19 protein-coding genes and 2 pseudogenes are annotated in these 25,583 nt (G+C 61.8%); 12 read left to right on the forward strand and 9 right to left on the reverse strand.

Going from position 1 to position 25,583, the window contains the following annotated elements:
• Window positions 1–157 precede the first annotated feature (157 nt).
• The 6 genes from ABVN73_RS27295 (at window position 158) to ABVN73_RS27320 (ending at window position 7,030) form a co-directional block, all read left to right on the forward strand.
• Window positions 158–1,252, forward strand: a complete 1,095-nt coding sequence (locus ABVN73_RS27295) for a DUF268 domain-containing protein (protein WP_353862014.1) — start codon at window positions 158–160, stop codon at window positions 1,250–1,252.
• A 104-nt stretch (window positions 1,253–1,356) separates the two neighbouring features.
• Window positions 1,357–2,562, forward strand: coding sequence for a class I SAM-dependent methyltransferase (locus tag ABVN73_RS27300; protein WP_353862015.1), 1,206 nt, complete (start codon window positions 1,357–1,359; stop codon window positions 2,560–2,562).
• Window positions 2,559–3,611 carry a radical SAM/SPASM domain-containing protein gene (locus tag ABVN73_RS27305; protein WP_353862016.1) on the forward strand — a complete coding sequence of 351 codons (1,053 nt, stop codon included), beginning with the start codon at window positions 2,559–2,561 and terminating at the stop codon, window positions 3,609–3,611. The genes ABVN73_RS27300 and ABVN73_RS27305 overlap by 4 nt, the downstream gene beginning before the upstream one ends.
• Window positions 3,612–3,647: 36 nt before the next feature.
• Entirely contained in the window at window positions 3,648–4,793 is a 1,146-nt protein-coding gene (locus ABVN73_RS27310) for a hypothetical protein (protein ID WP_353862017.1), read from the forward strand.
• A gap of 45 nt (window positions 4,794–4,838) precedes the next feature.
• The gene (locus ABVN73_RS27315) at window positions 4,839–5,888 is read left to right on the forward strand and encodes a TylF/MycF/NovP-related O-methyltransferase (RefSeq protein WP_353862018.1); all 1,050 of its coding nucleotides are present in this window, start codon (window positions 4,839–4,841) and stop codon (window positions 5,886–5,888) included.
• A gap of 68 nt (window positions 5,889–5,956) precedes the next feature.
• On the forward strand, window positions 5,957–7,030 hold the full coding sequence (locus ABVN73_RS27320; RefSeq protein ID WP_353862019.1) for a hypothetical protein: 1,074 nt from the start codon (window positions 5,957–5,959) through the stop codon (window positions 7,028–7,030).
• 244 nt (window positions 7,031–7,274) lie between these two features.
• On the opposite strand, the gene ABVN73_RS27325 is transcribed toward ABVN73_RS27320, so the two are convergent.
• Window positions 7,275–7,928 (reverse strand): hypothetical protein, encoded by a 654-nt coding sequence (locus ABVN73_RS27325; RefSeq protein WP_353862020.1) that lies wholly within the window; start codon window positions 7,926–7,928, stop codon window positions 7,275–7,277.
• A gap of 708 nt (window positions 7,929–8,636) precedes the next feature.
• Between ABVN73_RS27325 and ABVN73_RS27330 the strand changes: the two genes are divergently transcribed.
• From ABVN73_RS27330 to ABVN73_RS27340, 3 genes are read left to right on the forward strand one after another with little or no spacing between them, the layout of a single operon-like run.
• A complete protein-coding gene (locus ABVN73_RS27330) occupies window positions 8,637–8,957 on the forward strand; it encodes an NAD/NADP transhydrogenase alpha subunit-like protein (RefSeq protein ID WP_353862021.1) in 321 nt (106 codons plus the stop codon).
• Between the two features lie 4 nt (window positions 8,958–8,961).
• The gene (locus ABVN73_RS27335; protein ID WP_353862022.1) at window positions 8,962–9,816 is read left to right on the forward strand and encodes a hypothetical protein; all 855 of its coding nucleotides are present in this window, start codon (window positions 8,962–8,964) and stop codon (window positions 9,814–9,816) included.
• Between the two features lie 9 nt (window positions 9,817–9,825).
• Entirely contained in the window at window positions 9,826–10,128 is a 303-nt protein-coding gene (locus ABVN73_RS27340) for a hypothetical protein (protein WP_353862023.1), read from the forward strand.
• 248 nt (window positions 10,129–10,376) lie between these two features.
• On the opposite strand, the pseudogene ABVN73_RS27345 reads toward ABVN73_RS27340, so the two are convergent.
• Window positions 10,377–10,529, reverse strand: a pseudogene (locus ABVN73_RS27345) (IS66 family transposase); the annotation flags it as partial.
• Between the two features lie 257 nt (window positions 10,530–10,786).
• The gene (locus ABVN73_RS27350; RefSeq protein ID WP_353862024.1) at window positions 10,787–11,761 is read right to left on the reverse strand and encodes a recombinase family protein; all 975 of its coding nucleotides are present in this window, start codon (window positions 11,759–11,761) and stop codon (window positions 10,787–10,789) included.
• Between the two features lie 1,310 nt (window positions 11,762–13,071).
• On the opposite strand from ABVN73_RS27350, the gene ABVN73_RS27355 reads away from it, so the two are divergent.
• The gene (locus tag ABVN73_RS27355; RefSeq protein WP_353862025.1) at window positions 13,072–13,953 is read left to right on the forward strand and encodes a hypothetical protein; all 882 of its coding nucleotides are present in this window, start codon (window positions 13,072–13,074) and stop codon (window positions 13,951–13,953) included.
• 579 nt (window positions 13,954–14,532) lie between these two features.
• Here the strand turns inward: ABVN73_RS27355 and ABVN73_RS27360 are convergent.
• The gene (locus ABVN73_RS27360) at window positions 14,533–18,309 is read right to left on the reverse strand and encodes a glycosyltransferase (protein ID WP_353862026.1); all 3,777 of its coding nucleotides are present in this window, start codon (window positions 18,307–18,309) and stop codon (window positions 14,533–14,535) included.
• 15 nt (window positions 18,310–18,324) lie between these two features.
• Here ABVN73_RS27360 and ABVN73_RS27365 point away from each other — a divergent pair, with 15 nt between their 5' ends.
• Window positions 18,325–18,477, forward strand: a complete 153-nt coding sequence (locus ABVN73_RS27365; protein ID WP_353862027.1) for a hypothetical protein — start codon at window positions 18,325–18,327, stop codon at window positions 18,475–18,477.
• A gap of 85 nt (window positions 18,478–18,562) precedes the next feature.
• Here the strand turns inward: ABVN73_RS27365 and ABVN73_RS27370 are convergent, their stop codons facing one another.
• From ABVN73_RS27370 to ABVN73_RS27390, 5 genes and pseudogenes are all read right to left on the reverse strand, one after another.
• Window positions 18,563–19,555: a kinase gene (locus tag ABVN73_RS27370; RefSeq protein WP_353862028.1), complete on the reverse strand. Its 993-nt coding sequence runs from the start codon at window positions 19,553–19,555 to the stop codon at window positions 18,563–18,565.
• 49 nt (window positions 19,556–19,604) lie between these two features.
• Window positions 19,605–20,552, reverse strand: a complete 948-nt coding sequence (locus ABVN73_RS27375; RefSeq protein ID WP_353862029.1) for an NAD-dependent epimerase/dehydratase family protein — start codon at window positions 20,550–20,552, stop codon at window positions 19,605–19,607.
• A gap of 4 nt (window positions 20,553–20,556) precedes the next feature.
• On the reverse strand, window positions 20,557–21,510 hold the full coding sequence (locus ABVN73_RS27380) for an NAD(P)-dependent oxidoreductase (RefSeq protein WP_353862030.1): 954 nt from the start codon (window positions 21,508–21,510) through the stop codon (window positions 20,557–20,559).
• Between the two features lie 73 nt (window positions 21,511–21,583).
• On the reverse strand, window positions 21,584–22,645 hold the full coding sequence (locus tag ABVN73_RS27385) for a class I SAM-dependent methyltransferase (RefSeq protein WP_353862048.1): 1,062 nt from the start codon (window positions 22,643–22,645) through the stop codon (window positions 21,584–21,586).
• Between the two features lie 18 nt (window positions 22,646–22,663).
• Window positions 22,664–23,047: pseudogene (locus tag ABVN73_RS27390) on the reverse strand (hypothetical protein); the annotation flags it as partial.
• Window positions 23,048–23,860: 813 nt separating this feature from the next.
• Here ABVN73_RS27390 and ABVN73_RS27395 point away from each other — a divergent pair.
• Complete coding sequence (locus ABVN73_RS27395; RefSeq protein WP_353862031.1) at window positions 23,861–25,546, forward strand: M10 family metallopeptidase C-terminal domain-containing protein; 1,686 nt, start codon at window positions 23,861–23,863, stop codon at window positions 25,544–25,546.
• Window positions 25,547–25,583: the final 37 nt, after the last annotated feature.

Genomic DNA, 25,583 nt, shown 5'->3' on the forward strand with positions numbered 1-25,583 from the left:
GAAGACGCGAAAGAGAAGCGGAGTTACGAGCCATTCGTGTTATTAACAATTAATTTACTTTTTTGGCTCAAAATTATAATGGCACGTATTGTAATTGCCAGTCAGTTCTTCCGTCGGTGTTTTTCTGATTACTTCAACCTGAGCGTGAGAAGCAGAAATGGAAATGTCGCCGATTTATATCGGTCTGCCAACCGGTGTTCAGGGGCCGGCGTTCCAGCTGCCTGAGCATTTGTTGGATGCTTACACGCTTAAGGGTCGCATTGCGGTTATGCAGTTCTGGTTGGGGCGCAAAATTCCCAACAACGTCCTGCGCTGGAGCCGCGCCGAGTTCGACCGCATCTCCGCCGTTGTTGCGGCCGCGGTGCGGGAGAAGGCGGTGATCGGCTATGGCAGCGATCCGCAACTGTTCGAAGCGCTCAACGATCATCCCATTGCCGGTCAGGAAATCCTTATCATCGGCTCCGAAACGCCGCTCTATGAATGCATTGCGCTCCACTTCGGCGGCCGCCCCGTCACGGTCGAATACTCACCCATCGAACACGACATCGATGGGCTGCAAACCTTCACGCCCGAGGAGTTCGCGCGGGATCACCGCCGTTTCGATGGCGGGATGAGCATCAGCGCCATCGAGCATTCGGGCCTTGGCCGCTACGGCGACCAGCTCGACCCTCTCGGTGACTTGCGCGCGATGCAGGAGTACCGGCGCCGGCTGAAGGTGGGTGGGCGGCTGGTTCTTCAGGTCCCGGCGGGGTTCGATGCGGTCTACTGGAACGCCCACCGCGTCTATGGCGGCATCCGCCTGCCGTTGCTCCTCAAGGGATGGCGGGTGCTGGCCTGCTATGGCCTCGACTATCCCGGTCTGGGCAATCTGCCGATGCGCCCCTACGATGTCGCGGAGCCGGTCTTCGTCCTTGAGAACACGGACGAACCGCTGCAGCTTCTGGGGCCGGACGATCTGGCGTCGGAGCCGCAGGCGCGGGTGTTCATCTATGGCGCCGGGCGCGGCGGGGCTCTTGTCCGCACGATGCTGGAAGGCGGCGGGCGAACGGTGGCCGGCTATATCGACAGCGCCCGCTCGGGATCGCATGAGGACCTGCCGCTGATCCAGGTCGACGACTTTCTCGCGCAGCGGCGGGCGGACGATATTGTGATCGTCGCCAGTCAGTATATACAGGACATTCTGCCTCGTCTGGCCGCCCTGCCGCCGGACCGGGTCCTGAGCGCCGAAATCTACATGGCCCATTTCGTCTGAGGACGGCCTCATCCGGAACGAAAGAGGCCGCCCATCATCCCGGACCGGCGGCTGGGGAACCTGTGCTTGGCATGATGCCTTTGGTAAGGGGGGAGAGGACCACCGTGGACGCTGACAGCGAACGCTTTGCCTTCGGAAAGAATTGGCACGATTACATCGCCAAGCATTTTTCGGAAGAGCGCCTGGAGGTATCGAAGCGGCATCTCCTCGACTTCCTTGGCGTGGAGAACTTGAACGGCCTGTCCTTTGTCGATGTGGGATCGGGAAGCGGTCTGCATTCCCTGGCGGCGTTCCGCGCCGGGGCCCGGCGGATTCACAGCTTCGATTATGATCCGGTGTCGGTGCAGACGACGCGCGAACTCTGGCGCATGGCGGGCGAGCCGGAGCATTGGACGGTGTCCCAGGGGTCCGTGCTCGACCGCGCCTATCTGGAAACGCTCGGCCAGTTCGACATCGTCTACTCATGGGGGGTTCTGCACCACACCGGTGCGATGTGGGAGGCGGTGCGGAATCTCGCGCCGCTGGTCGGGAGCCCCGGACGCGTCTATCTGGCGCTCTACGCCACGGAACTTCACAACGATCCCTCCCCCGCCTACTGGCTGGATCTCAAACGGCGCTACAACGCCGCGGGCTGGCTGATGAAGCGGGCGATGGAGGCGGACTACGTCTGGCGGGCCATCTGCGGGCGCAATGTCCGGTGCCTGCTGACGTTGCCGCGCGAGGTCAGGGATTACAAACGGCACCGCGGCATGGATCTCTACACCAACGTCAAGGACTGGCTGGGCGGGTGGCCCATGGAGTTCGCTGCGGTCCATGAGGTCGTTTCCACCGCCTATGACAGCCTCGGACTGGAGACGGTCAACATCAAGCTGGGCGAGGCCAACACCGAGTATCTCTTCGTCACCCGGGGCGACGCCGGCGTCTTCGGACAGACCGTGCTGTGTCCCGAAGGACGGGTTTCGCCGCTCCAGACGTTCCAAGGCCAGCCTCTGGACGATGTCGGGGCCGGCGTATGGATCTATGGCACGGGAAGCGGCGGGCGCAACCTGCTGGCTGATCTGCGGCGTTCGGGTGTTCGGGTGGCCGGTTTCCTGGACAGCTTTCAGAACGGCAGCCTGATGGATGTGCCGATCCATCGGTTCGGCGATTTCGAACCGACGGCCCCCCGCGACGGGATCATCCTGGTGGCCAGCCAGCTTCACAGCTCCGACATCATCAAGGAGCTGATCCGCCACGGTTTCACCCGGATCTTTGATTCGACCCGCCACATCATGAAACTGGCGGCCACGTCAGGAAAGGCCGCCGCATGAACGCTGATGGCTCCCCCCAGGCCGCCTTGCCGGAAGGCGCCTCGTCCCTGCCGACGCCCCGGATCGTTTGCATCGAGACCATCAACGGCTGCAACGCCCGCTGCACTTTCTGTGCGCTGTTCCAGGGCGACGCGATCATGGACCGCGACCGGCGTCCGATGACGATCATGTCGGCCAGCCTGTTCGAAAAGGTTCTCGGCGAGCTGAGAAGCTGGGACATCCGGCCGAACACGCTGTTCCTCAACATGAACGGGGAACCGCTTCTCGATCCGCTGTTTCTTGACCGTCTCGAAGCGCTGACGCGCCACGGCCTGGCCCCGTTGATCGAATTGCAGACCAACGGCCAGTTCCTCGACGAGGCCAAGGCCGCCGCCCTGGTAAAGGCCGGGGTGGGCCGGATCGTCATCGGTTTCGACGGGGCAACCGAGGATGTCTATCGGCAGCACCGCGTGCGCTGCGATTACAAGCGCGTTCTGGGCAACATCCGCCGCCTCGCGGAACTGCGGACCGCGGCCGGGGCGAAGACCAGCATCGCCATCCAGTACGTGCGCACCCACCAGAACGACCATGAGGTCATGGCCGCATACGACATGTTCGGTGAATTCCTCGACCCCGAGAAAGACACGTTCCAGGACAACCCGTCCAAGGATTTCGGGGATACGGCCAGCGATACGGACCTTTATTACCTGCCGAAAATCACCGCCGGTCGGCCGCAGGGCTGCCAAGTGTTCGAACAGCAGCTTATCATAAGCGCCGATGGGCGCATCGCGGCCTGTTGCTGGGATTACAACCTGAGCGTATCGAACGGCGGGTTCGGCGACGCCAACGAGCGCCCCCTCTGGGATATCTGGAGCAGCGTGGCGCGCCAAGCGCTGAGGCAGCGCATACTCCAGCCCCATCCGGACGACCTGCCGGAGAAATGCAGCGACTGCATCTTCATGTACGGCACCGACGACCTGCCTGCCGAAGGCGCGAAGATCGATGATCCGGCCCTGCTATCGATCTCACCCTATACCTACACCTACCGCTTCCGCCCCAAGCATGCCTGACCACCGACCGGCGCCGTCCATCACCAGAGACCATCCATGCCACGGATCCATTTGAAACGCGTTGACCGCTCCAAGCCGGAGTGCCGGTGGATCGCGGAGCGGGCCCGCAACGTGCATTCCCAGGCCGGCGAAGACGGTATGCTGGAAGCCATCTTTGAGAAGATCGGGAGCGGGCGCCGCTGGTGCGTCGAGTTCGGCGCGTGGGACGGCGTCTATCTGAGCAACACCCGCCGCTTGATCGAAGAGTGCGGCTGGTCCGGGGTGCTGATCGAAGCCGACGCGCATCGCTGTCGCGACCTGCAGCGCGTCAGCGCCGACACGCCGAGGGTCATCCCAGTCCACGCGCTGGTCGGGTGGACGCCCCGGGACGGGCTCGATGCGATTCTCGCCGACACATCCTGCCCAACCGATTTCGATCTGCTGTCCATCGACATCGACGGCAACGATTATCATGTCTGGCAGGCGGTCGAGCGGTATCGGCCGCGGGTGGTGGTGATCGAATACAACTCCTGCATACCGACCGATGTCGTCTTCGTTCAGGACGCCGATCCTGAAGTAAGCCAAGGCTCTTCCCTTTTGGCAATGGTCGAACTCGCCAAAGAGAAAGGCTATGAACTTATCGCCACCAACATATTCAACGCATTTTTTATAGTAAAAGAAGAATTTGGTAAAATTTGCATTGAAGACAACTCGATAGATTCCCTGCATAACGTGCAGGGGATGGAATCAAGATTCGTGCAATGTTTTGACGGCACTATTTTTATTGCAGGCCTGCAGAAGCTGGTGTGGCACAATATCCCATTTACGTTCGACGACCTTCAGGTGCTGCCGCAGGTCATGCGGGGACCGGGGCGGGTGCGGCCCTTCGACGCCATGCGGTTGCGGCAGATGGGGGAGGTGTGGATCTACGGCGCCGGTGGCGGTGGCCGTCGGGTCCTGGACCTGCTGCACGCCAACGACGTGCATGTGGCAGGGTTCATCGACAGCTATAAGGAAGGAACACTGGCGGACCTGCCGGTGAACCGGTTTTCCACCTTCGTCCGGACCGCCGACCGGAGCGCGCCGATCGTCGTGGCAAGCGAGTTCGCGCAGGAAATCATCCTCAACCTCCTCCAGCAGGGGTTCCAGCGCATCTACGACGCGCAGCAGGCCGCGCTTACCCCGGCCGCACCGGAGGCCTGAAAAGCCCGAGCCGTGGGGATGAAATCGTTTTGAAGGGTGTATGACATGGCAGCCCGTCTCATCGACATCACGAATGCGGTCCCGGAAACGGGCTACGCTTGGCGGGCCGCACTGCCAGCGGAGGCCGGCCCCGGCGACACCGACGACGCCCCTTACGCCTCGGGCCTGCGGCTTTTCGAGGACGGCACGGAGATCGGCCCAGCCCACAGTCTGCACCAACGGATCCGGGACCATGGGGCCGGCCGCTTTTCGCACTGGCACGGCACGCTGTGGTTTTCCCCATCCGACAACAGCCCCTCGGCTCCGGCACAGCGGCGCTACCAAGTCCTCTTCCCGGCGGACGGGGCACAGGGCCTGGACGCGCTTTTCGAGGACGTGCAGGCCGCGGTCGCCGGCGCGACGGACGTGACGAACCGGCACCAGCTGGTCTGCGCCCTGGCGGCAAGGATCTATCCCGAATTCACGCTCCCGGACCACAGCCGGCTTCTGGACAGCGAAACGGCTTTCAAGGCCGATCTGGCGCGCATGCTCGACCGGCCGGGCGTTGTCGCGGATCGGCGTTTTGCGCTTGCTCAACTGGCTCGGCTGGCGCTTCTCCACGCCGGTGACGTTGCGGAGTGCGGATGTCACGTCGGCGCCAGTTCCTATTTCATGGCCCAAGCCATGACGGCCGCAGGAGTGCAAGGACGGCGTCTTCACCTCTTCGATTCCTTTGCCGGCCTGCCACCGCCCGCCGGCATCGATGGCAGCTATTGGCAGGCGGGAGATCTTGCCTGCGACATCGAACAGGCGCGCCGCAATCTGGCCCCGTTCGACTTCGTGGATTTCCATCCCGGCTGGATTCCCGAAAGGTTCGCCGATGTGGCAGACCGTTCGTTCGCGCTGGTTCACATCGACGTGGATCTGCACGCACCGACAATCGACAGCCTCGACTTCTTCTATCCGCGCCTGACACCGGGCGGGCTGATCGTGTTCGATGATTACGGCTTCGCGACGTGCCCTGGCGTGACTGCAGCGGTTGACGCGTTCTTCAAAGACCGTCCCGAGCCAATCATCAATCTTCCCTCGGGAGGAGCTTTCATACAGAAACAGTGAATACCCTTTGCGATTGCTGGAATCGCCGCAAGTCGGTGATAATAGGAAGGTGAGTGACGGAGGAATATTTGACGCCCGAACAGATCGAACAGTGGCGCACGCGTATCCGCAGCACGACCTTCGCCAACTATCACCTGGAGATGGGTTGGGCGATGGTCGAGCGGGAGGAAGCGAAGGCGGGCGAAGCGGCCTTGCTGCGTGCGCTTGAGCTTGCTCCAGACTCCGCGGAGGCGGCTTTCGAGCTGGTCGAGGCTCTCAAGCGTTGGGGACGGGACGAGGAGGCTCGGCACGTCGAACGGCAGGCGGTGGCCTTCGACCCGGATTACCGCATCGCCGGCCATCTCCGGCGTCTGGACAACGCTTTGCTCCACCTGGACTTTCCCCGACTGAAGGCAAGCGCCGCGGCCGCGCTGAAGGAGGTTCCGGATCTGGCGGACGCTGTTCTTGCGTTCGCCATCGCCGATCTCAAGGCTGGCGATTTTGCCGGCGCGCGCGAACGGCTGGACGGGTTGAAGACGTCCGACCTCCGCAATCCCGATCTTTTCAGATCGCTGACGGTCTCGCTCGCGTACGAACACCTATCGGCGCTTCGAACATCCCTGGCCGCCCCGCTGTTCCGGCTGGCCTGCGCCCTGGACCCGGAGAACAGCGACGCCCGTTCGAATTATGCGACCACCCAGCTTTACCAGAGAGACTTTGCCGGCCTTCTTGAGACCGTCGTCGACCTGGAAAAGACCTACCGGTATCCCCCCAGCGTTTTCATCCTCCGAGCGCTCGCCCTCATCGGGCTGCGGCGGGAGGAGGAGGCCATTGCAGCCGTTCAGCCCGCCGCCGCGGCAATGCCTGGAATCGCCCGGATCACGGAAGCCCTCGCTTGGCTTCAACTGGGAAATTGCACCGCCGCGTCGAATCTGGCCATCGCGGCAGCCGGCGTGCAGCCGCGCCCTCCTCTCGCCGCTGTCGGAGCGGCCCACATTCTCATCGCGGCCGGACGGACCGGGGAGGCCCACGAACTTCTTGTCACCGCGCTTCGCCAGGACCCATCCGATATCGCCAAGACGGTTCGGGTTCTCCCGATCGACACGACTGCGGTGTGTTCGATGTTCAGTGAGGTTGGGTACGATGTGCCGGAGTTGACGTGACACGCGCGCCACCGTCCGGCGGGCATTGGCCCGCCGGACGGTGGCGCGCAGCGGCCGAACCTGCTCAATCCGAACGCCCTCGACAGCCGTATATGACTAGACAGTGCCTGATACTCGAAAGCCAATGAAGCGGCTTCTGTCCAAAATACATGTCAAGTGCGAAGAGAAGTATCTCAAGATACAACACTATCGCCGGCCATTCTAATGAATGCTAATCGCATTCATGAGGATTCCATGGCTCAGATTATTGATAAGACCGAAACATTTGAACATCGTTGATGACGGTCTGATAAAATATTCCATGTCGATACATATCCAGAGAGACTGGATGGCGGTCAGACGGATAGCGTGTCACCATGACATGAGAGCGCTCCAACAACCAATCAACTTGATTCCAATCATCCCAGAAAAATTCCTCCATGTGCAAACGTTCAGAACGGGCAATATGCAGATGCACCGGGAAATTCATCGAATCGTTATAAATTTTTGACAAGTCTGCAATTGGAACTCCGGGCATCATCATCTTTTTAAAATTTTCAAGATTGCGCGTTTGTGGCGCAAGGGCGGTAACACCGGAAGCCTTTTTCAAAAGCGCTGCGGTGTGCAGAGCTGCATAACCCCCCGAAGATTGCCCGCCAAGGAATACTTTTGAATATTTATGCTTTTCAATTAATAGCTCAATCCATTCAGCTGTTTCTGCATAAGAGGAGGAAACGCCAGACAATCCCCCCATATACCAGTCACAGGCAACATCAACTAAAAAAAGTGCATCCGTCTCGCACGCATGTATGAAATTCGAATTCAGAAACGGCTCTCCAATACCACCGAACCATATGATAAGCTCGTTCCGACCATGGGAAACGTGCTGATAACTGTTTATTTTATTTGTATCGCTCATTTTTTAAGTTGATCCTTCTATTGTAACATCGCTTTGATGCGATATGTCCATGTTAAGCATCAAGCTTTCAATAGCACAAAAGAAATTTTTCAAAGCATAGTGCACACGAAAATTGTTTTCGACGACAGTATGTTCATTAGCATACAACATCCAACCGGTTGTGACAAACGGCGCAGGCAAACAATATACACTCTCTTATGAGAAAATCATTAATTAATAATCACGATGACACCAAAAGGTTGATAAATCAAATGCTTCGTGTATTAATGTTAGAAAAAATTATTACGGAATAGAGATCCTCTTCTAGTGAGAGATCGAAGATCTTAAATAGGCGTTTAGGGCACTTAATTTACAGAAATGTCTGAAATCATAAATATGAACGTTGAAAAATAAGACCATAAATAACTTCGTGCTCCTCTCTAAAATCTTTATACAAAGGTGTCAAGCGGCCAACATCATGATGTTGTTGGCCAAGCGATGATTCATTCTGGAAGCGGCCCGCAGACAGCTCCCCCAGGCCCCGTGATGGCCTGCCGCACCCTGCCATGCGGCCGCCTATGTCATGATAACGGAAAAACTGATTTAATTCCTTTTTATCTTGATAAAAGGACTTTCCTCCTTTATGCAGGCTGGTGTGAAGACGCGGCCTGCTCTCCGACGCGACGGGCTTGGCTGCTGATTCAAAACCCGCTTTAGGAGGTGTGCACGATGAAAGGGTTTATGGTCACCTCGGATAGTATGGGAAAAAATACCAGCATCATTCCTCCGTCAGACACTCTCATGATGCTGGTCCTGACCGCCGGAGTTTCCAAGAGCGTGACGGTTCCGGCGGGCGCGCGCGTCATGCTGCTCAGCGCAACGGGCAATGTTTTCGTCCGATATGGCAGCGCGCCATCCCTGCCGACAGGCGATATTCTCGATGGAACCGCTCCGGAGTTGAACCCAGCCGCGCGGCGGGTCGACGGCTTCACCACTGTCGGTCTGGTCGCGCCGATGGACTGCGTGACCACCCTCGCCTTCTATGGGTGATGCCATGGAATCCTATCACTTCCTGACCACGGCCAATCCACAAACCATGGCGCCACGCGCCAATCCGGAATTCTCGGGCGTGGTCACCATTCCAGCGGGGACCATCGCCGCGCCATCCTTGACCTATGCGGGGGATTCTGACACCGGCCTGTGCCGGCCGGCTCCTGATAGCCTTGCCTTGGTGACGGGCGGCGTCCAATGCCTGCGCGCGACTGCTCAGGGACACGTGGTCGTGGGCCCCGACAATGGCGCTCCGGTGGCGCGCCTGTCGCTCGGTTCCGGCAGTGCGGTCGACCGGCTGCACCTGTTCGATGACGGGTCGAATCGCTACGGCTTCGGCGTAACGGGCACACAGATGCAGATCTATGGCGCTCCCGGCGCGACCGTGGCGGTCGGACAGCGCAACAGCGCGACGGGAAGTTTTGAATCGGAAGCGTTGCGCGTCATCCCGATGATCGGCGGCGTCAACCGGCTCGAGATCACCGGAGCACCGTCAGGCTGGGCACCGACCATCGGCACGCAGGGGGCTGATGCCGACATCCCATTGCTGATCCATAGCAAAGGCGCCGGAGTAAGCTCCTACATCGGCCTGAATGTCCGCGGGCAGCGCTGCCTGACCCTGTTCGCCTACTCGGGAACGTCCATCAATTATCTGAGGGCGGCGTCGAACAGCGCCGGCAACCCACCCGAACTGTCGGCCTTCGGAGGCGATGACAACATCGACCTTGCCTTGACACCCAAGGGCACCGGACTGCTGCGCTTCGGCACATGGAGCGCCTGCTCCGACCAGCCGGTGACCGGTTGGATCGCGATCCGCGACGCCTCGGGCGCGCTGCGCAAAATTCCCACCATTTCCTGAGGTTGAGCCATGGCTTTGATCAAGAGCATCCCGACCGACTTCGGCATCGACGCCCGCTACTGGCACATCTACAGCGTCGACCATAACCGCCAGCAACAGGCCGCCCAAGTGGTGCTGGCCGGCTATCTCGACGAATCCGTCCGCCGGGCCGGCCATCGACCGCTCGCCACGCTGACGCTGATGCTCGCGGGCTCCGATTACCCCGGCACGCCCCAAGGGCTGGATTACGCAGCCCTGTATGAGCGCATCAAGTCTCCGGCGAGCGACAATGGAACACCACCCGGTGTGCTGGCGGGGGCGCTCGACGCCTGACGCGAACTCGTTCACGTGATGCGGCCGGTCTGGGCTGATGTGATGGCGGGGCCGTCCACCACATCAGCTCACACCGCCGCAATCGAACTGATCACCGCCCGCCGCGAGGCGCGATTCCTTTCATGATTGTCGCCGCAAAGTCGTTGATGCGTAAGCGGGGCTTGACCGCACCGGACCAGGCGTTGACGGCCGGCTTCCAATTCCACAGGAGCGGGTCGGCGAGACGGCTCCCGGACGTCGCGCAGACAGTCGATCATCCGGGCCACCGTCTCGCCGGCATCATGCAAAGCCCCGCCACAGCAAGGGCGGACCCCGATGCCGAACTCCAGCCCGGACGGCTCCAGCGTGAGATCGTGATGCGGCAGGTGATCGGGCAAGTCGCGGCTACGGCTGGCCGGTTCGTGACCACGCACTACAGCCGTGAAGCGCTCCAGGCAATCCTCGACCAGGAGAGACGGCGGCGGCCGGAAGCCTTCCGCACACCGGCTGGTCGGCTTCAACACACACAACGCATTGCTTGGGAAATTGTCGATGGTACGCGTGCCGTTCACCTTGCTGTCGATCGCCGCAGTGGTGACGAAGCCGGAAGTCAGGCTGTGGCCTGCGTAGCGCTGGGGGGCGGTGGTAATCCGCCGACCATGCGCATTGACTGTCGCTGTTATGGGGTGTTTTGCAGGCCTCTGAGCGATTTGGGTGGGCGGCCACGCCGACGGGGCGCTTCCGGTGAAGGAAGCGGCCGGTCTTCCAGAAGACCCTGTGCGACGGCCTGACCCAACAGGTTCTGCACCGACGAGACCGACCAGCGCGTTTCGCCACGGGGCGTCCGGCAATGCAGCTCTTCAAGATGCCGGGCAATGTTGGTCAGGGTTGGGTTGTCCAGCGTCTTCACCGCCGAAGCGACCAAGGTGACGAGATCGTCGCTGTCCCGCCGCCGCGGCGTACGCTCCAGCACCCGATCGTCCACGAACCCGTCGCGCGCGAGGCGCCGCACGGCGCGCGCCAGGGCCGCCCCGGTCCACGGGCCACCGTCGGGGCGCCGCGAACCATTTCTATCCAAGCTGCGGGCCACGATCGCCCAGGAATAGCCGGGCCGCATCGCGCGGACGTGAGGCAGGATGTCGTCGGCCACCCGCAGCACATCGGCGTCGCGTCGCGCCTCGCGGGCGTCGTTGACGGCGCGCACCGCCGACACGGACCGGAAGCGCAAGCCCGGATTGCCGCCGATGCGGCCACGGTCCCTGGCGGCCTTCAGCCCGGCCTTGGTGCGCTCGCGAATGAGCGCGCGTTCGAACTCGGCCACCGCGCCGAGGATCTGCAAGGTGAAGCGGCCCTGCGGGCTGGTGGTGTCGATGGGATCGCCCAGCGAGCGGAAGCCCGCCCCTTGGGTGTCGAGCGCCTCAATGATCTCCAGGAGGTGGGCGAGCGAACGGGCCAGCCGGTCGATGCGCACGACGACCAGCACGTCGCCGGCGCGGCAGCGCGCGATGGCACGCTTCAGCTCCGGGCGCGACCGGTCGCCGCCGGACCCATGCTCCCGGTAAATCGTTGAGCAACCGGCCGCCTTCAGCGCATCGAGCTGCGGGTCGGTGGTTTGCTCGTCGGTCGACACGCGGGCGTACCCGATCAGCGCCATGGACCTCTCCCAGCCAGCGGTCCGGAAACGGTGCACGCCGCCAAACTTCACCCGATTGAACTTCGGACACCCTCATCAGGCGTCCGCCTGGGGCATTTTACCAAACATGCAAACGTCACGTAACGGCCGTTTGGTAAAATATCTTGGCGTTGTGGGCCGCCGTGCGCTCCGCTGATGGACCGGAGCCGTCAGCCGGCACGAGACAAGATGCCAAGCGGCGCCGGCCGCCCCGACCGGCGGGACATCAGACAAAGAACAGCCCTCGGGCGGATCGCGTCTCAATCTGTCTTCCTGGAGAACGTCGGCTTTTCAACGACATGAGACGATTCCTCGCGCCCCGACGGGGAACTTTTCACATGAACCGGTCTGCAAAACGGGGCCAAGCAGGGCGTCGCCCCCCTGGAATCCAGCTTTTCGCACGAACCACCCGACAACAGCAGCCGGAACGGCAAAGGGCAAAGACCACGCTACGCCAGCTTCCAAGCCGATCCACGTGACAGCGACTTGTCCAGTGACGGAAGCTAACCTTCCGTAGGGTATCATGGCGTCCGGCGCCGTTGCCGCGGCGACCATAGGGATGGCGGTGTTGCATCGAAAGACTGTAGGAAGACAGCTTTCTGTAAACCGCCCCGGGCGGTGGTTCACGGACCGGTCCGGAGGACGGCAAAGTCGACGGCCACGCTTTCGGTCAATCTGATGCACGCATCGCCAGGGCGACGATGGCGCGGCGAGCGACACACCCAGCGTCGAGCGGAGAACGGACGGCACCCGCCCAACCAGAGCGCCCCAACGACGCGAAGGAAGAAGGGCTCGGCCCGGATGTCACCTTTCCCGTCAAGGGTGGCATCCATGCGGAAGCGCCGCCGCTTGCGCGCACAGGCCTCACCATCGCGCCAAAGAGGAATATCCAGGGACTTTTCTCATCATCCCTTGCCCGCCATTTTCAACCAAAGCGAGCTGATTCCTTAAGGCGCCACGCGCTTAAGCAGCAAATGAATCCTATGATTTATTACTGAATTATGCTATATTCATCTCTTCAATATGCATTGACAGCTGACTCAATGATTTCAGTGTTTTCGCAGCTCTGAAGACTCAGAAATGATTTTTGTGTATTCGCTGTGATATTTAAAAACTACTAATATAGATCAAGGTTATGCGCTCTACGATTGTGTTATTGCTGTTTTGAAATTATGGTGATGCGATATCGCCGCAGCGAGGGGTGGATCTGATCCTGGAGATAAAAGGTATGTAACGAAAAATAGTCCACCCGACCACCCCACCCTAAGCTGTGTTTTTTGGAAGGATCCCAAATGTTTGGCCGTCAAATCAAGCAATACTTTCAGGGCGAATCCCATCGCTTCATCGGCGTAATCGGCTGCGCACGCTCCGGGACAACTCTGATGTTCAATTACCTGAATGAATTCAAAGATGTGTTCTTAGCGTGTGAAGACAATCCATTTTTTGAAAGCCAAGGATGCAATTATCGAACTTGGTATAATTCTCACTGGGCGTCATTGGGTAAAACCCGCACGAAGGGCTATTACTTGCCTGAATGGGGCGGCAGCGATGGCTTTTGGTTTGATTATTATTACGAGATCAGCCAAAGGTATGCAAACTTTGGAACGAAGCTGGCCTTCGGTCCTCATGGCGAATCCTATTGGAACAGCGTCGAGCAAAGAGGGTTCGATTTCTTCAATGAGTATTTCTTTGAAGGATTCTATATATTGACCGTTCGGCGACCTGCCGAAGGCATTTACTCTATGAAGAAAATGTTTCCAGGGGCCGATTTCGGAACGCTCAAAAACACGTGGATCAAATCCTTGCAGTTCCAGCTTTCTCTTCATGGAAGCATGAAGAGGGCGCCGTTTGTCTTTCTTGAGGATATCGATATTGCACTCCTCGAAGATTTAAACGGGGCAATGGGTCTGAGCCCAGCGCCACTGAAGACGGACCAATACATCATTGAGAACAATCGGAAGCCGTCTCGCCTGCAGGAGGGGTTGCCTGACATCCTGATGCCTTACGAAGCGCAAATCGCGGAACTGGAAAAGGCTTATGCTTTTCTGCGCAAGGACTTGGGGAAGAATGGCACGGTGAACGGCTGGGTGCATCGCGAGGAGCTTTGCCGGTCGATGTGGCATGCTCTCGAAGGCTTGCGGGCTGATGCGAGCGCAACCTTCCCTCTTGCGTGACGCAAGGTGGACGTTGGGGTCGAAGCCAGCGGCAACGGGACGCCGCGGTAAATCAGCTTCGAGCACCGGCTGAAGCCGATGCACCCCACCACCCTGGCGTTGTCCATCCGCAGCGTCAGTTTGCAAAGCGCCGCGCCGTGAATCAGGCATCGCCCACCTTGCCGGCAAGGTGGGCGATGCCTGATCCGGCTTGAGGGGCGCCTTGAGCCCATATCGCGCAGGCTCCCCTACATCCCTCCACCACTTCGGCCGGAATCAGTGGCTCGCTTCCAAAGCACGCCGCTTTTCCGACCGGCAGGCACGTTTCGTCGGCCTCAAAGCGCTTGTCAGGGCCATTTCCGGATTTGGCTCCAGCGGATGAGGTTGTCGGCGCTGTGGTGAAAGGCGGAGAAAAAGGCCGGCGCTCGCCGGAACCGCCAGCGGCAGAGCTTCCCAGGCATCGCCGGAGCACCGCACAAACCGGATCCCTGTCGGCGTCATGCCCCGCCCAACCGCCGACTGCTTTCCCGGATGCTCCCACGGCCTGGGGAAGCGGCCACGCGTCCCCAGGGCTGTTTCAGTACCGATGGCCTGATCCGTTCAGCGGACTCCGAACCGGGCCAGCAGCGGCTCAAGTCCCAGCTCCGCCGGGCTCCGCTTCATCTTCTTGAACACCGGTTGAGCGGTGTCCAGGATCGGAGCCGTCCGGCTGACGAACAAGGCATCCAGAAGCTCGGCGACAACCGGCCGCAACGCCGGCTTCTCATGGAAGACGGCCTCCAGCATGTTCCGCCCGTGGTCAGCGGAGCCACCTTCGCCATCGACCATCTGACGAATCGACCGGTTGATCATGCCGATGTCGGCGGTCCACTCGGACAAGCCGCCATTCCATGTCGAATGGCCCGGGCGACCGTCGAGGATATGGACTTCCGAGCGGTGCGCCAGGGCGCCCCGGATCGGCTGGATGCGGGCCGCGGCGGCCTGCCGGATGTCGGCGTTGCCGACCAGCTTGGCCAGTTCACGGCCGAACGTCACCGGATCATCGCACGTGATCACCGCCGACAGGTCCAGTCCGGGCAGGATCGCCTGGGTAGCCGCGACGACGGACGATGTTGCGAGGACGGGCTTGCCGAAGAGCAAAGCCTGGCAGAAGGGTCCCACCGCTTCGGCGGCACCGGAGCCGAAGAAGGGGAAAGCCACGACTTTGGCGACCGCATAGAGGGGCCGGACGGTCTTCACGGAACCGGAGAAGAACACACGCGGACCAGCGGCCTTACGGACCGCCTCGTCGGCATCGCCGACGACCAGCATGGTGAAGGCGGGGTCGTCCGGCACGGCGTGCTTGCCCGGATTGGTGATGAAGCCGGCAACCGCGGCAGGAGCCTGCCCCCCCAACGTCGGCAGCAGAACAGCGATCTGCTTGCATTCGAACAGCCGCTTGAGCTGATCGAGCTTGCCGGTTGCCCAGGCGCGCTCGAAGTCCGCGTCGTCGTTGGCGGCGCCACAGGAGCTGACCACCTCCGCCAAGTCCTGTGATCCAGCCAGATCCGCCAGGCGCAACGTCGGTTCGAGCGTGATCCGGCGCTGGACGCTGGCCCATATGGAATGGTGCTGGTGGCTCCGGTTGTCGTTTCCGAAGGCGTAGCAGACGTTGCTGCCGATGGCCCGATGCATGCGCATCATGGTCGTCATCATGAAGACCAGCGACTCCACGGTGCCCGCCCGCTCGTGAATCCCCGGCAAGCCCTTGCGGCCCAAAGGCTTGTTGATTTCATCGAGTTCCCGGTAGCAGGTCAGGATGCCGTGCACGCCCGGAACGTAGCGACTGATCCGGCCGAATTCGTGAGGGAACTTCTGCCGGACATATTCCGCCAGATTGTTGGCCAGCTCTATGTCCGTGCAATCGAGGTCCATGTAGGACTTCCGATAGGACAGCGTCTTGTGGAACAGCTTGATGGCATCCATCACGTCCCGCTCGCCGTAGGCGTAACGGACACCGCCCAGGCTGCGGTGCAGGTACCATGCGGACAGATCCTCCAACTCCGCGATCGGGCTTTCGGTGGCCCGTTCCTCGGGGTAGTTGAGGAAGACACCCAGGTTGCGGTTGAGCGTCTTCACGCGGACCCAGGGCAGAACGCGGTTCTTGAACTCGACGTCGCCGGCGCCGCGGAAGCTGTCGTCGTAATACCCCAGACGGTCATGGATCGACCGGCGGTACATGGCCCCGACATAGCCGATGTAGCAGCAGTCGAGATAATGCATGTCCTGCGAATAGAAGACGCGCCGGTACGGCATGATGTCGCGCACGAAGGCACCGGCCTCGTCCACTTCGGTCACGACCGTGTTGCCCTGCACCCAATCGACCGCGGTGTTGCGGTCCAGATAGTCCATCATGATGTCGAAGGCGTCGGGCGTGTTCATCTCGTCGACGCCGAGGAAAGACAGATACTCGCCGCGAGCCTGGGTGATGCCGCGGTTCCAGGCCCGCTGGATGGTTTCCCGCTTGCGGGAGCGGACATACAGGGTGCTCAGCCCCCAGCCTTCCTGCTGGGAACGGCGGACTTCCTGGAGGATCACGTTGCGCGTGTCATCGACCGACGCGCTGTCCACGAAGACCAGTTCGACGCTCGCCTTGGTGGCCGCGGTCAGACGTCCAAGGCCCCGCAGGAAATTGCGGATCTTCCCGGCGCCGTTGTAGACGGACACGATGATGCTGGCCTTCGGCCGCTCGATCCGCCGGAAGTCGTGCACCTCCTCCAGATCGTTCGGCGGCGGAGTCATGAAGGACCCCTTGACCGACATCAGATGGGCCAGGATCTCGTCGCTGCTGGCGCCGCCGTACAGCAGGCGGGCGGCCTTGGCCTCCTTGACCAAGCCGTTCCGCTCGAGGATCTCGACGACATTGCCGAGTTCCACCGGATGCTGCCGCCCGGTAAGGCGCATGACGCGGATCCAATAGGTCGCGTACAGCAGATCGTTGCCGCGCTCGCGCTCGATGGCGGCGAGCAGACGATAGGCGGCCACACGGTCGCCGCTGTGGATGAAGGGACGCAGCCGCTGGATCATCTCGCTGCCCGCCTGCGCCGGCAGACGGCCATTCTGCTGGATCAGCGTCTCGTAGTCCTTCTCCAGGCCGGCCTGAACATTGGAGAGCTGGAAAATGTTCAGCAACGCCCCGGCGTGGACCTGACCGGCGAAGTCCTTCACCATGTTGTTCAGGTTGGTGTTCAGGTTCGCGCTCAGCGTATCGATGGTGGCCTGCTTGACCGTGCGGTCGAGCATCCGCACCATCTCATCGAACAGGGCCTGAACCTGCCCGGCGGCGGCGTTGTCACGGCTCGGCGCGACCGCGTAGATCTCGTCCAGCGACTGACCGTAGGAGCGCGGCTGGTGGGTGGCCAGGAAATCGCGCAAGGCGTCGCGGTGCGCGTCGTGGTTGGCGAGCAGATCCTGAAGGGCGTTGAAGACCCCGTCTATGTCGCGGAGATCGAGCTTGATGTAGGGCAGCCCGGGCAGCGCGTTGTCGAGGTAATCGATGATGCCGCAAGCCGTGCTGATCACCGTGGGGCAACCGCTCAGGATCGCCTCCAGAGCGGCAAGGTTGAAGGTGTCCAGGCGCGACGGGAACATCGCGATCATGCGCGACGTCTCGAAACGCGGCAGCAGCTTGTCGCGCGGCAGTGTCTCGTAGGTGAGGGCGAGATCACGCAGCGAGGCCATCCGGTTCAGGTAATCGGTCGACCGGTGCCCGCCGATGTTCACCTCCGGACCGATCAGGGAAATGTCGCTGTAGGACTTCCGCGACAGCCGCGAACAGATGTCGACGAAGATGTCGGGGCCTTTGCATTTCTCGTGACGGCCGATGAAGGAGATGTTCGGCCGCTCCGGCTGCGCCGTGGCACCGTCGAAGGTGGTTCCAAGGCTGAACTCCCTCAGATCGAAGATCCCCTTGACGTCGGCCATCTGCGCCGGCAGGGAGGTCCGGTCCATCCACTCCTGCGTGTAGGGGCGGCTGATGCCGTAGCGGATGTCAGCGGTCCTATAGAGGAGATTTTCGAATTCAATGAGCGTCGACAGATCGCCGACGCCGCTGCCGGACCAGTTGTCGCGCAGAACGTTCGACAGGGTGCCGTGCATCGACAGCACGACGCGTTCGTAATGGACGTTGTGGTAGCGCAGCGCGGTCGGGAGAAAGGCGGCGAAGGGCAGATAGTCGGGAATCTCGATGATGTCGAAGGACTGGCCGGCGACGGAAGCCGCCATGTCCATCATGTTCAGGAAATCATGCTCCTTGCCGGCCAGACGCTTCAGATTGGTTTGGGAGTCGGACTCTGCGAAACGGAAGGAGCCATGCTTGGACCGGTACAGGTCCGTCATGGGCACGGGATGCACATGAGGGAATGGCTGCTCGACTGGCCGGGTGGTGTAATAATAGAAGTGGTCGCTGCCCTGCTCGATCCTCTTCTTGAAGAACGTCTGCCCGCCGCCGACCGCATCGAAAATATCATTCGAAACGAAAAGGATCTTCACCGAAAATCTCCTTGATTTGATCGCTGCCCACGGAGTTCCGGCCGGCGACCCATATTCGTGATTAATGATTAAGGACAGGCGGATTTTGTTCGGTGCACGCTCAGTTGTGCATGATCTTGGCGCCCAGCGTGTCGATGCGGATCGGCATGCAGACGTGGGGCTGCATGGCCGCGATGAAGCTTGCCTGCCGCTCCGGCGGCACCAGAACCAGCAGGAAGCCGCCGGCGCCCGCCCCGTTCAGCTTGCCGCCGGTGGCGCCTTGGGCCAGGGCCTTGGCGTACAGCTCGTCGATCGGGCCGGAAGAGACCTTGTTGGACAGGCGCTTCTTGACCTGCCAGCCTTCGTGCAGCAGGGCACCGAACGTGCTGACGATCTTGTCGGAACGGCATCCCTCGAGCACGTTCACCGATTCCTCGGCGAGCGTCAGCATGGTCTCCAGCTCGCTGTCGACGATCTGCGACCTGGTCTTCTGGATCTGTTCGTCGAGCGTCGCCGAGGCGTGGCGGCGGATGCCCGTGTAAACCAGCATCATGCTGTCGCACAGCGCCTGCAGGGACGGCCCGCTGATCTGCACCGGTGAAATGCTCACGCGGTTCTTGGAGAAGTCGAAGCGGTTGATGCCGCCAAAGGCGGCGTGATGCTGGTCCTGCACGCCGACGACCTCGCCCAGCCGTTCGCGCTCCACATGGACCGCGGTGCGCGCCAGATCGCTCTTGGTCACGGTCTGGCTCAGCATCTCCGCCATCAGCTTCAGGAACCCGACGGTGAAGGCCGAGGAGGAGCCGAGCCCGGTGTTGGCCGGAACATCCGAGCTGATGCTGATATCCAGCGGCTCCCGGTAATTGTACATGTCCAGGACCGTACGGATCACCGGATGCTCGATCTCCTCCAGGGCGTCCACCTTCTCCAGCTTCGAGTAGGCGACGCGGTAGCGGTATTCCAGGATCGAGGAGAGGCGCAGGGCGCTGATGTAGATGTATTTGTTGATCGCCATGCCGACGACCGTGCTGTGCCGGCGCTCGAAGAACTCCGGATAGTCGGTTCCGCCACCGAAGAAGCTGATGCGCAGAGGCGAGCGGACCGTGGTGAGCATGACAATCTCCTTGGGATGACGGTCCCCTTGGGCGGGGCCGGCCGATGGATCAGGCGCGGGCGGGTGCGGCGAGGGTGGAGCGGATGCCCTCGATCAGACCGATGCGGGGGCGCCATCCGGTGCGCTCGAGGAAACGGGAGGAGTCGAGAACCTTGCGGGACGCCCCGCGGAAGCTGTCGGGCGGGTAGACGATCTCCGCCGGCCAGTCGAGCGCCGCCAGAATGCCCCGCGCCGCCTCGTCGATGGTGATCGGGGCGTCCGCCGCGCAGTTCAGCAGTTCGTTGGCGAACGCGGCGTCGGCTGCGAGGATCGCCTCGATCTGGTCCTCCACATACAGCAGCTCGCGCACCGTGTCCGGCGCGCCCCAGACGGTGAAGCTGGACGCCCCCGCCGCCTTCTCGCGCGCCGCGCGGTCGATCATGCCGCCCATGAAATGGCTGCGGTCGGGCGCCAGATGGTCGTGCGGCCCGTACATGGTCGCCAGAATGCAATGCAGATGGGACAGCCCGTACTGTTCCGCGTAAGCCTGCGCCCCCACCGCCAGGACCTGCTTGGCCAGGCCGTAGCCGCGCACCGACGGATGCAGGGGGCCCGCCTGATAGGCGCTCTCGCGGATCGGCTCGTCCAGTTCGGGGTAGGCGCAGGAGCTGCCCGTGGAGATCAGCTTGGCCTGCGGCTGATAGAGGCGCCACGCCTCCAGAACGTTCAGGTGAACGCGGGCGTTGATGGCCAGCAGTTCGCCCTGGATGCCGTATTGCACCTGCCCGGTGCGCTGCCGGGTGACGGCGTGGAAGATGCGCTCGACCTTCGGCGCCGCCTCGAACAGGCGGGCGACGGTCGGCCAGTCCGACAGATCGCCCGCGGCACGCCCGATGTCGGCGTGGCGCCAGCCGCGGGCGTCCATATAGAGGGCCAGGTTGCGGCCGAGAAAGCCGTCGGCCCCGATGATCAGGCTCGTCGTCCCGGACAGGTCAACCGGTGCGGGCGCGGTCGACATCGGGTCAACCGGCATGGGCGTTGCGGGCGAGGGCATGGCGGTACCAGTCGATGGTGGGTTTCAGTCCGTCGGCCAGCGGGGTGGGAACGACGCCGAAGGCCTCGCGCAGACGTTCGCCGGTCAGGCGCCGGACCGACACGCCGGCTCCGGCGTTCCCGCCGGTGGAAACGATGGGCTTGTCGACGCCGGCCACCGCCAGGACGGTTTCGGCCAGGGTCAACAGGCTGACGGTGGCGCCGGTGCACAGGTTGAAGGCGTCGCTGCGGCCCGACCAGTCGAGCGAGCGGACGAACACCTCGGCCACGTCGCCGGCGTAGATAAAGTCCCGTTCGACGGCGGCCGGGTTGCCCAGGACCTCGAAGGTCGGCGAGTCCGACAGCACCTTGATGACGAAGGCCGGCGCCACATGGGCGGCGGACAGCTCGGTCGCGTCATAGGCGCCGTAGGGATTGGACAGGCGGAAGGCCACCGTGCTGATGCCGAAACGCTCGGCGTGCAGGCGCGCCACCGTCTCGCTCCAGCGCTTGGACCAGGCGTAGAAAGCTTCGCCCGCGTGGGGCGGCGCGTTCAGGTCCACCGGCTGGCTGTCATCCATGACCGGCACGTTCGCCGGGTAGACCGCGCTGCTGCTGGCGAGCCGCACCTCGCGGATGCCGCGCTCCACGCAGAAGGCATAGACCCGGTTGGCCAAGGCGCTGTTGACCGCCAGAATGTCCGACTGGGCGGTCTGGAAGGCCTGGGCGTCGTAGCGATAGGCCGCCACATGGAAAAGCGCGGTGTCTCCGGGCAGGGACGGGAGATCGCTCAGCCGGTCGAAGGCGACGGTCCGTTCACAGCCGGGCACCGGAGCGCCCGACCGGTTGACGCCGATGGCGCGATGGCCGCGCGCCACCAGCGCGTCCACGAGATGACGCCCGACGAAGCCGCTGGCGCCGACGACGATCACCGTTCTGCTCATGGGAAGACGCTCCTAGCGACCGCGCAAAGGGTGCCGCCGCCGGACAGCGCGGGTCCGGGGCGGCGGTCACAAATCAGACGATGTGAGGCTCGGGAACCGGGATCAGCACCTTGCCGCCCTTCGCACGGAAATCGGCAAGCTTCGCCAGGATCTCGTCCTTGAAGTTCCAGGACAGCATGAAATAGAGATCCGGCGCCTCGACCGCGTTCTGGTGCAGCACCGGAATGCGCGTGCCGGGGAACCACGTCCCGCATTTCAGATCATTGATCTCGACCGCGCATTCGAACTGCGTTTCGTCGAAACCGCAATAATTCATGATGGTCGAGCCCTTGACCGGGGCGCCGAGCGCCTGGATGCGCAGCCCCTTGGCGTGCGCATCGCCGATCAGCGCGCGCACGGTGTCGCGCAGCGCCTCGGTCCGGCGGGCAAAGGCGCGGTAGGCGTCGATCGTGTCGAAACCGCCGGCCACCTCGTCCGCGATGATGGCTTCCAGGGCGTCGGTCTTGGCCCGGGCTCCGGCATGCGTGATGTAGGCGATGCAGCTGCCGCCGTGGATCGGCACCAGTTCCGCGTCGGTGATTTCCAGACCATGCCGGCGCAGCAGCCCGTTGAAGGACTGCACCGTGTAATACACCAGATGCTCATGGTAGATCTGGTCGAAGGCGCAGGAACGGACCATGCCCGGCAGATAGATGAACTCCGCGACGACCACGCCGTCCTCGGCCAGCAGCTTCTTGATGCCGGCGAAGGCGGAGTGCAGCTCCTCCAGATGGAAGAAGACGCCGGAGCCGTGGATGACCCGGGCGGGACCGCGCTCCTCCAGAACCTTGAGCGCGGTCTCCTCGTTGAAGAAATCGTTGAGGCAGGCCACGCCCGCCTTTTCCGACAGCTGCGCCTGCAGCCGACCGGAATCAACGTTCAGCACCTTCACGCCCTTGGGCAGGAAGGTGGACAGGAAGGTGCCGTCGTTGCCGCCGACATCCAGGACGTAATCGTCAGCGCCGAAATCCACCCGGGCGAGGATGCGATCGCGCACTTCCTCGAAATGGCGGGTCAAGGACTTGGTGGTGCCGGAAACGTAACGGTGATCGACGAACATCTTCTCCTTCGGCACGGTGTAGCCGATCTGAACCATGGTGCAGTCATGGCAGAAGAAGAGTTCAAGAGGATAAGCTTCCGACCGGACATCTTCAGTCTGGGGAATGAAATCGTTCCCCCAAGGCTGCCGGTGAAGATCGAGCACCAGTTCAAGACGATCGCCCCCACAACAACGGCAGTTCACTGTGCAAGCTCCTCGGTCGTATGGCCGACACAGGCCATTCAGGTTACCCATAAAGTGAGGGAGAATAAGCACAACCGAGGGGGGACACGCAAGCGGTATCCGATGAAATAGGGGAGACATTCCAGAGTCAAACATTGTCCGAGCCAGCGAGCAGCGCTGCAATTCTGTGCTCGTCGGTTGAGGTCGGCGTTTTGACGCACCGGCACACCGCTCTATACGCAACCCTGCCGAACACGCCGCGATAATCGAAACCATCAAGTAAAATCCAAGGGCGTTGTCTGCGATAAATGAATTCCCCACAAAAGACGGCGTTGATGCCGGGTGTTTGCCGAAACCACTGCCGCAGCCCCTTCTTAAAGCTGTCTTTTTAGATAATTTATAATACGAAAAGTTGCAAGCAGGGATGAGGGCTCGGGGGGAAACGGACGGATGTCAGACCATCCATTCCGAAACGAAGAAGCCGGGACGGGCCCAGAAGTGAGGCCGGCCGACCTCAAGGACGGGGGAACCTGAAAAGCAAGCCCGCTTGCAAGCAGGGATCGACCGTCTTTTCCCCACCCGCCCCCGATTGGGCTGTCGCCCCGTCCGGAGCGACCCTCCATCGGAGGCTCCCTGCCCCGACCGATGCCGACGAGGTGGTGGGCGGCACACCCCCATCCGCCCTTTTTGCAAAAGAAACGGGAATGTCCGGCTAGCTTCAAACGGATGACTGCGGGTTCGAGATAATCATCCGGGCATCCCCGACGCCAGCCGCCCTACCGAAACCCATCCGCAACAACGTCATCAAGATAGCCCTTACACCGTTCGCCATTTCTCTTAATGAACGCGGAACATTCCATTGAATGGTTCCACAAGGCACGGCAATCCAAAGAAATTAACAATCCCATTTTTTAAATTAGCCCTTTGAAATCAATCTAATTCCTAATCGTGAATTGTTGTCGGTGATGTTTTTCCCGAAATTTTAGGGAGCGATTTCAATATTATTGGTCAAAGACCATGAGCGCTCCAGGATTGGCACTTCCCACATCCAAGGTCTTCTCAAGCGGAAATCTTACGATTGATTCTTTGATGACGGGATACCGGTGGGGCGCAAACGCGAAACCCGGTGACGGCATCACGCTGACCTATTCCTTCGGGTCGCCGGAAACATCGGTGTACCGGGACGGCTACGCCACCTCGGACCCATCGCAGGCCTGGTCGCTCTCCGGCACGGCTCAGGCGGCCATCCGGCAAGCCCTCCACGCCTGGTCCGCCGTGGCGAACATCACCTTTGTCGAAGTCGCCGACAACGCGGAAAGCTGCGGCGATCTCCGCTTTTGCGGCAGCAATCTGCCGGCGTCCGCCTATACGCTCCTGCCCTCGGTCGATCTTCCCGAGGCCGGCGACATCTGGTTCGGCAATTTCTTCTCGAACCAGAGCCTGACATGGGCTCCCGGTACGTACGAATACATGACGGCGCTGCACGAGATCGGGCACGCGCTCGGCCTGAAGCATTCGCACGAGTCCTTCGGGGACTTTCCCGTCATGCCCTCCGCCACGGATTGGCAGCTCTACACCGTGATGAGCTATCGGTCAGGGCCGGGAAGCTCCTTGCAGGGATACTGGCAAAGCCTCTTTCCCGACACGCCGATGATGAACGACATCACGGCCATCCAGCATCTGTACGGCGCCAACACGACCGCGAACGCCGGGGACACGCGCTATTCCTGGGGGGTGGGGGAACCGATCCTCGGCACGATCTGGGACGCGGGCGGCCGGGACACCATCGACTGGTCGAACCAGACCAGCGCGGCCAGGATCGACCTGCGCCCCGGTTCCTACAGCGACCTGGGTCCCGCCTGGACGACGGGCTTCACCGTCCAGAGGCAGACCCTTGGCATCGCCGAGGGGAGTTGGATCGAGAACGCGCTGGGCGGCGCGGGAAACGACACGCTGATCGGCAACGATCTGGACAATCTTCTGGTGGGCGGCGCGGGCGACGATATCCTGATCGGCGGAGCCGGGAACGACACGCTCGACGGCGGCGAAGGGATCGACACCGCCGTCTTCACCGGCACGCCGGCCGACTACCAGATACGCTACACCGGTCCGGACTCGGTCACCGTCATCGGCAGCGACGGCACGAGGCTGCTGCACAGCATCGAGCATCTGGTGTTCGGCGACCTGACCCTTGGGCTGAATCTGAACGCCCGGCCGGGCACCATGGTCGACACCTTCTTCGCCGTCACGAACACCGTGTCCGGCCAGCAGATCCTGCAGGAGGCGGCTCCCTATGCCGGTCCGGCGCAGAATCTGCAATGGCAATGGATCGGCACCGACGATTCCGAAGCCGTCAACGGCGGCGCCGGCAACGATTTCTTCAGCGGACACGGCGGAAACGACGCGATCGATGGCGGAGCCGGAAACGACGTGATCGACGGCGGCACCGGCTCCAACTTCCTCACCGGCGGTGCCGGCAACGACATTTTCTTCCTGGATGGCCGCAGCGGCGAACCGGTGTGGTCCACCGTGACGGATCTGGAGGCCGGAGAGCAGGTCACCATCTGGGGCTGGAAGGCCGGCGTCTCAACGCTGAGCTGGTCGGAGATGGAAGGCGCTGCAGGCTTCCAGGGGGCGACCGCGCACATCGACCTGAACGGGGACGGCGCGGTCGACGCAAGCCTCACGCTGAGCGGCCAGTCCCAGGCCGCCCTGACCACGACGACCGGGCAGGTTGGCGGGGTCGATTACCTCAGCGTCTGGCTTCTCGGCTGACTCCATCCCCCTTGGAACGCCGGTCGGAATGGGCGGT

The organism is Azospirillum formosense (assembly GCF_040500525.1).
In the GTDB taxonomy this organism is placed as follows: Bacteria; Pseudomonadota; Alphaproteobacteria; order Azospirillales; family Azospirillaceae; genus Azospirillum; species Azospirillum formosense_A.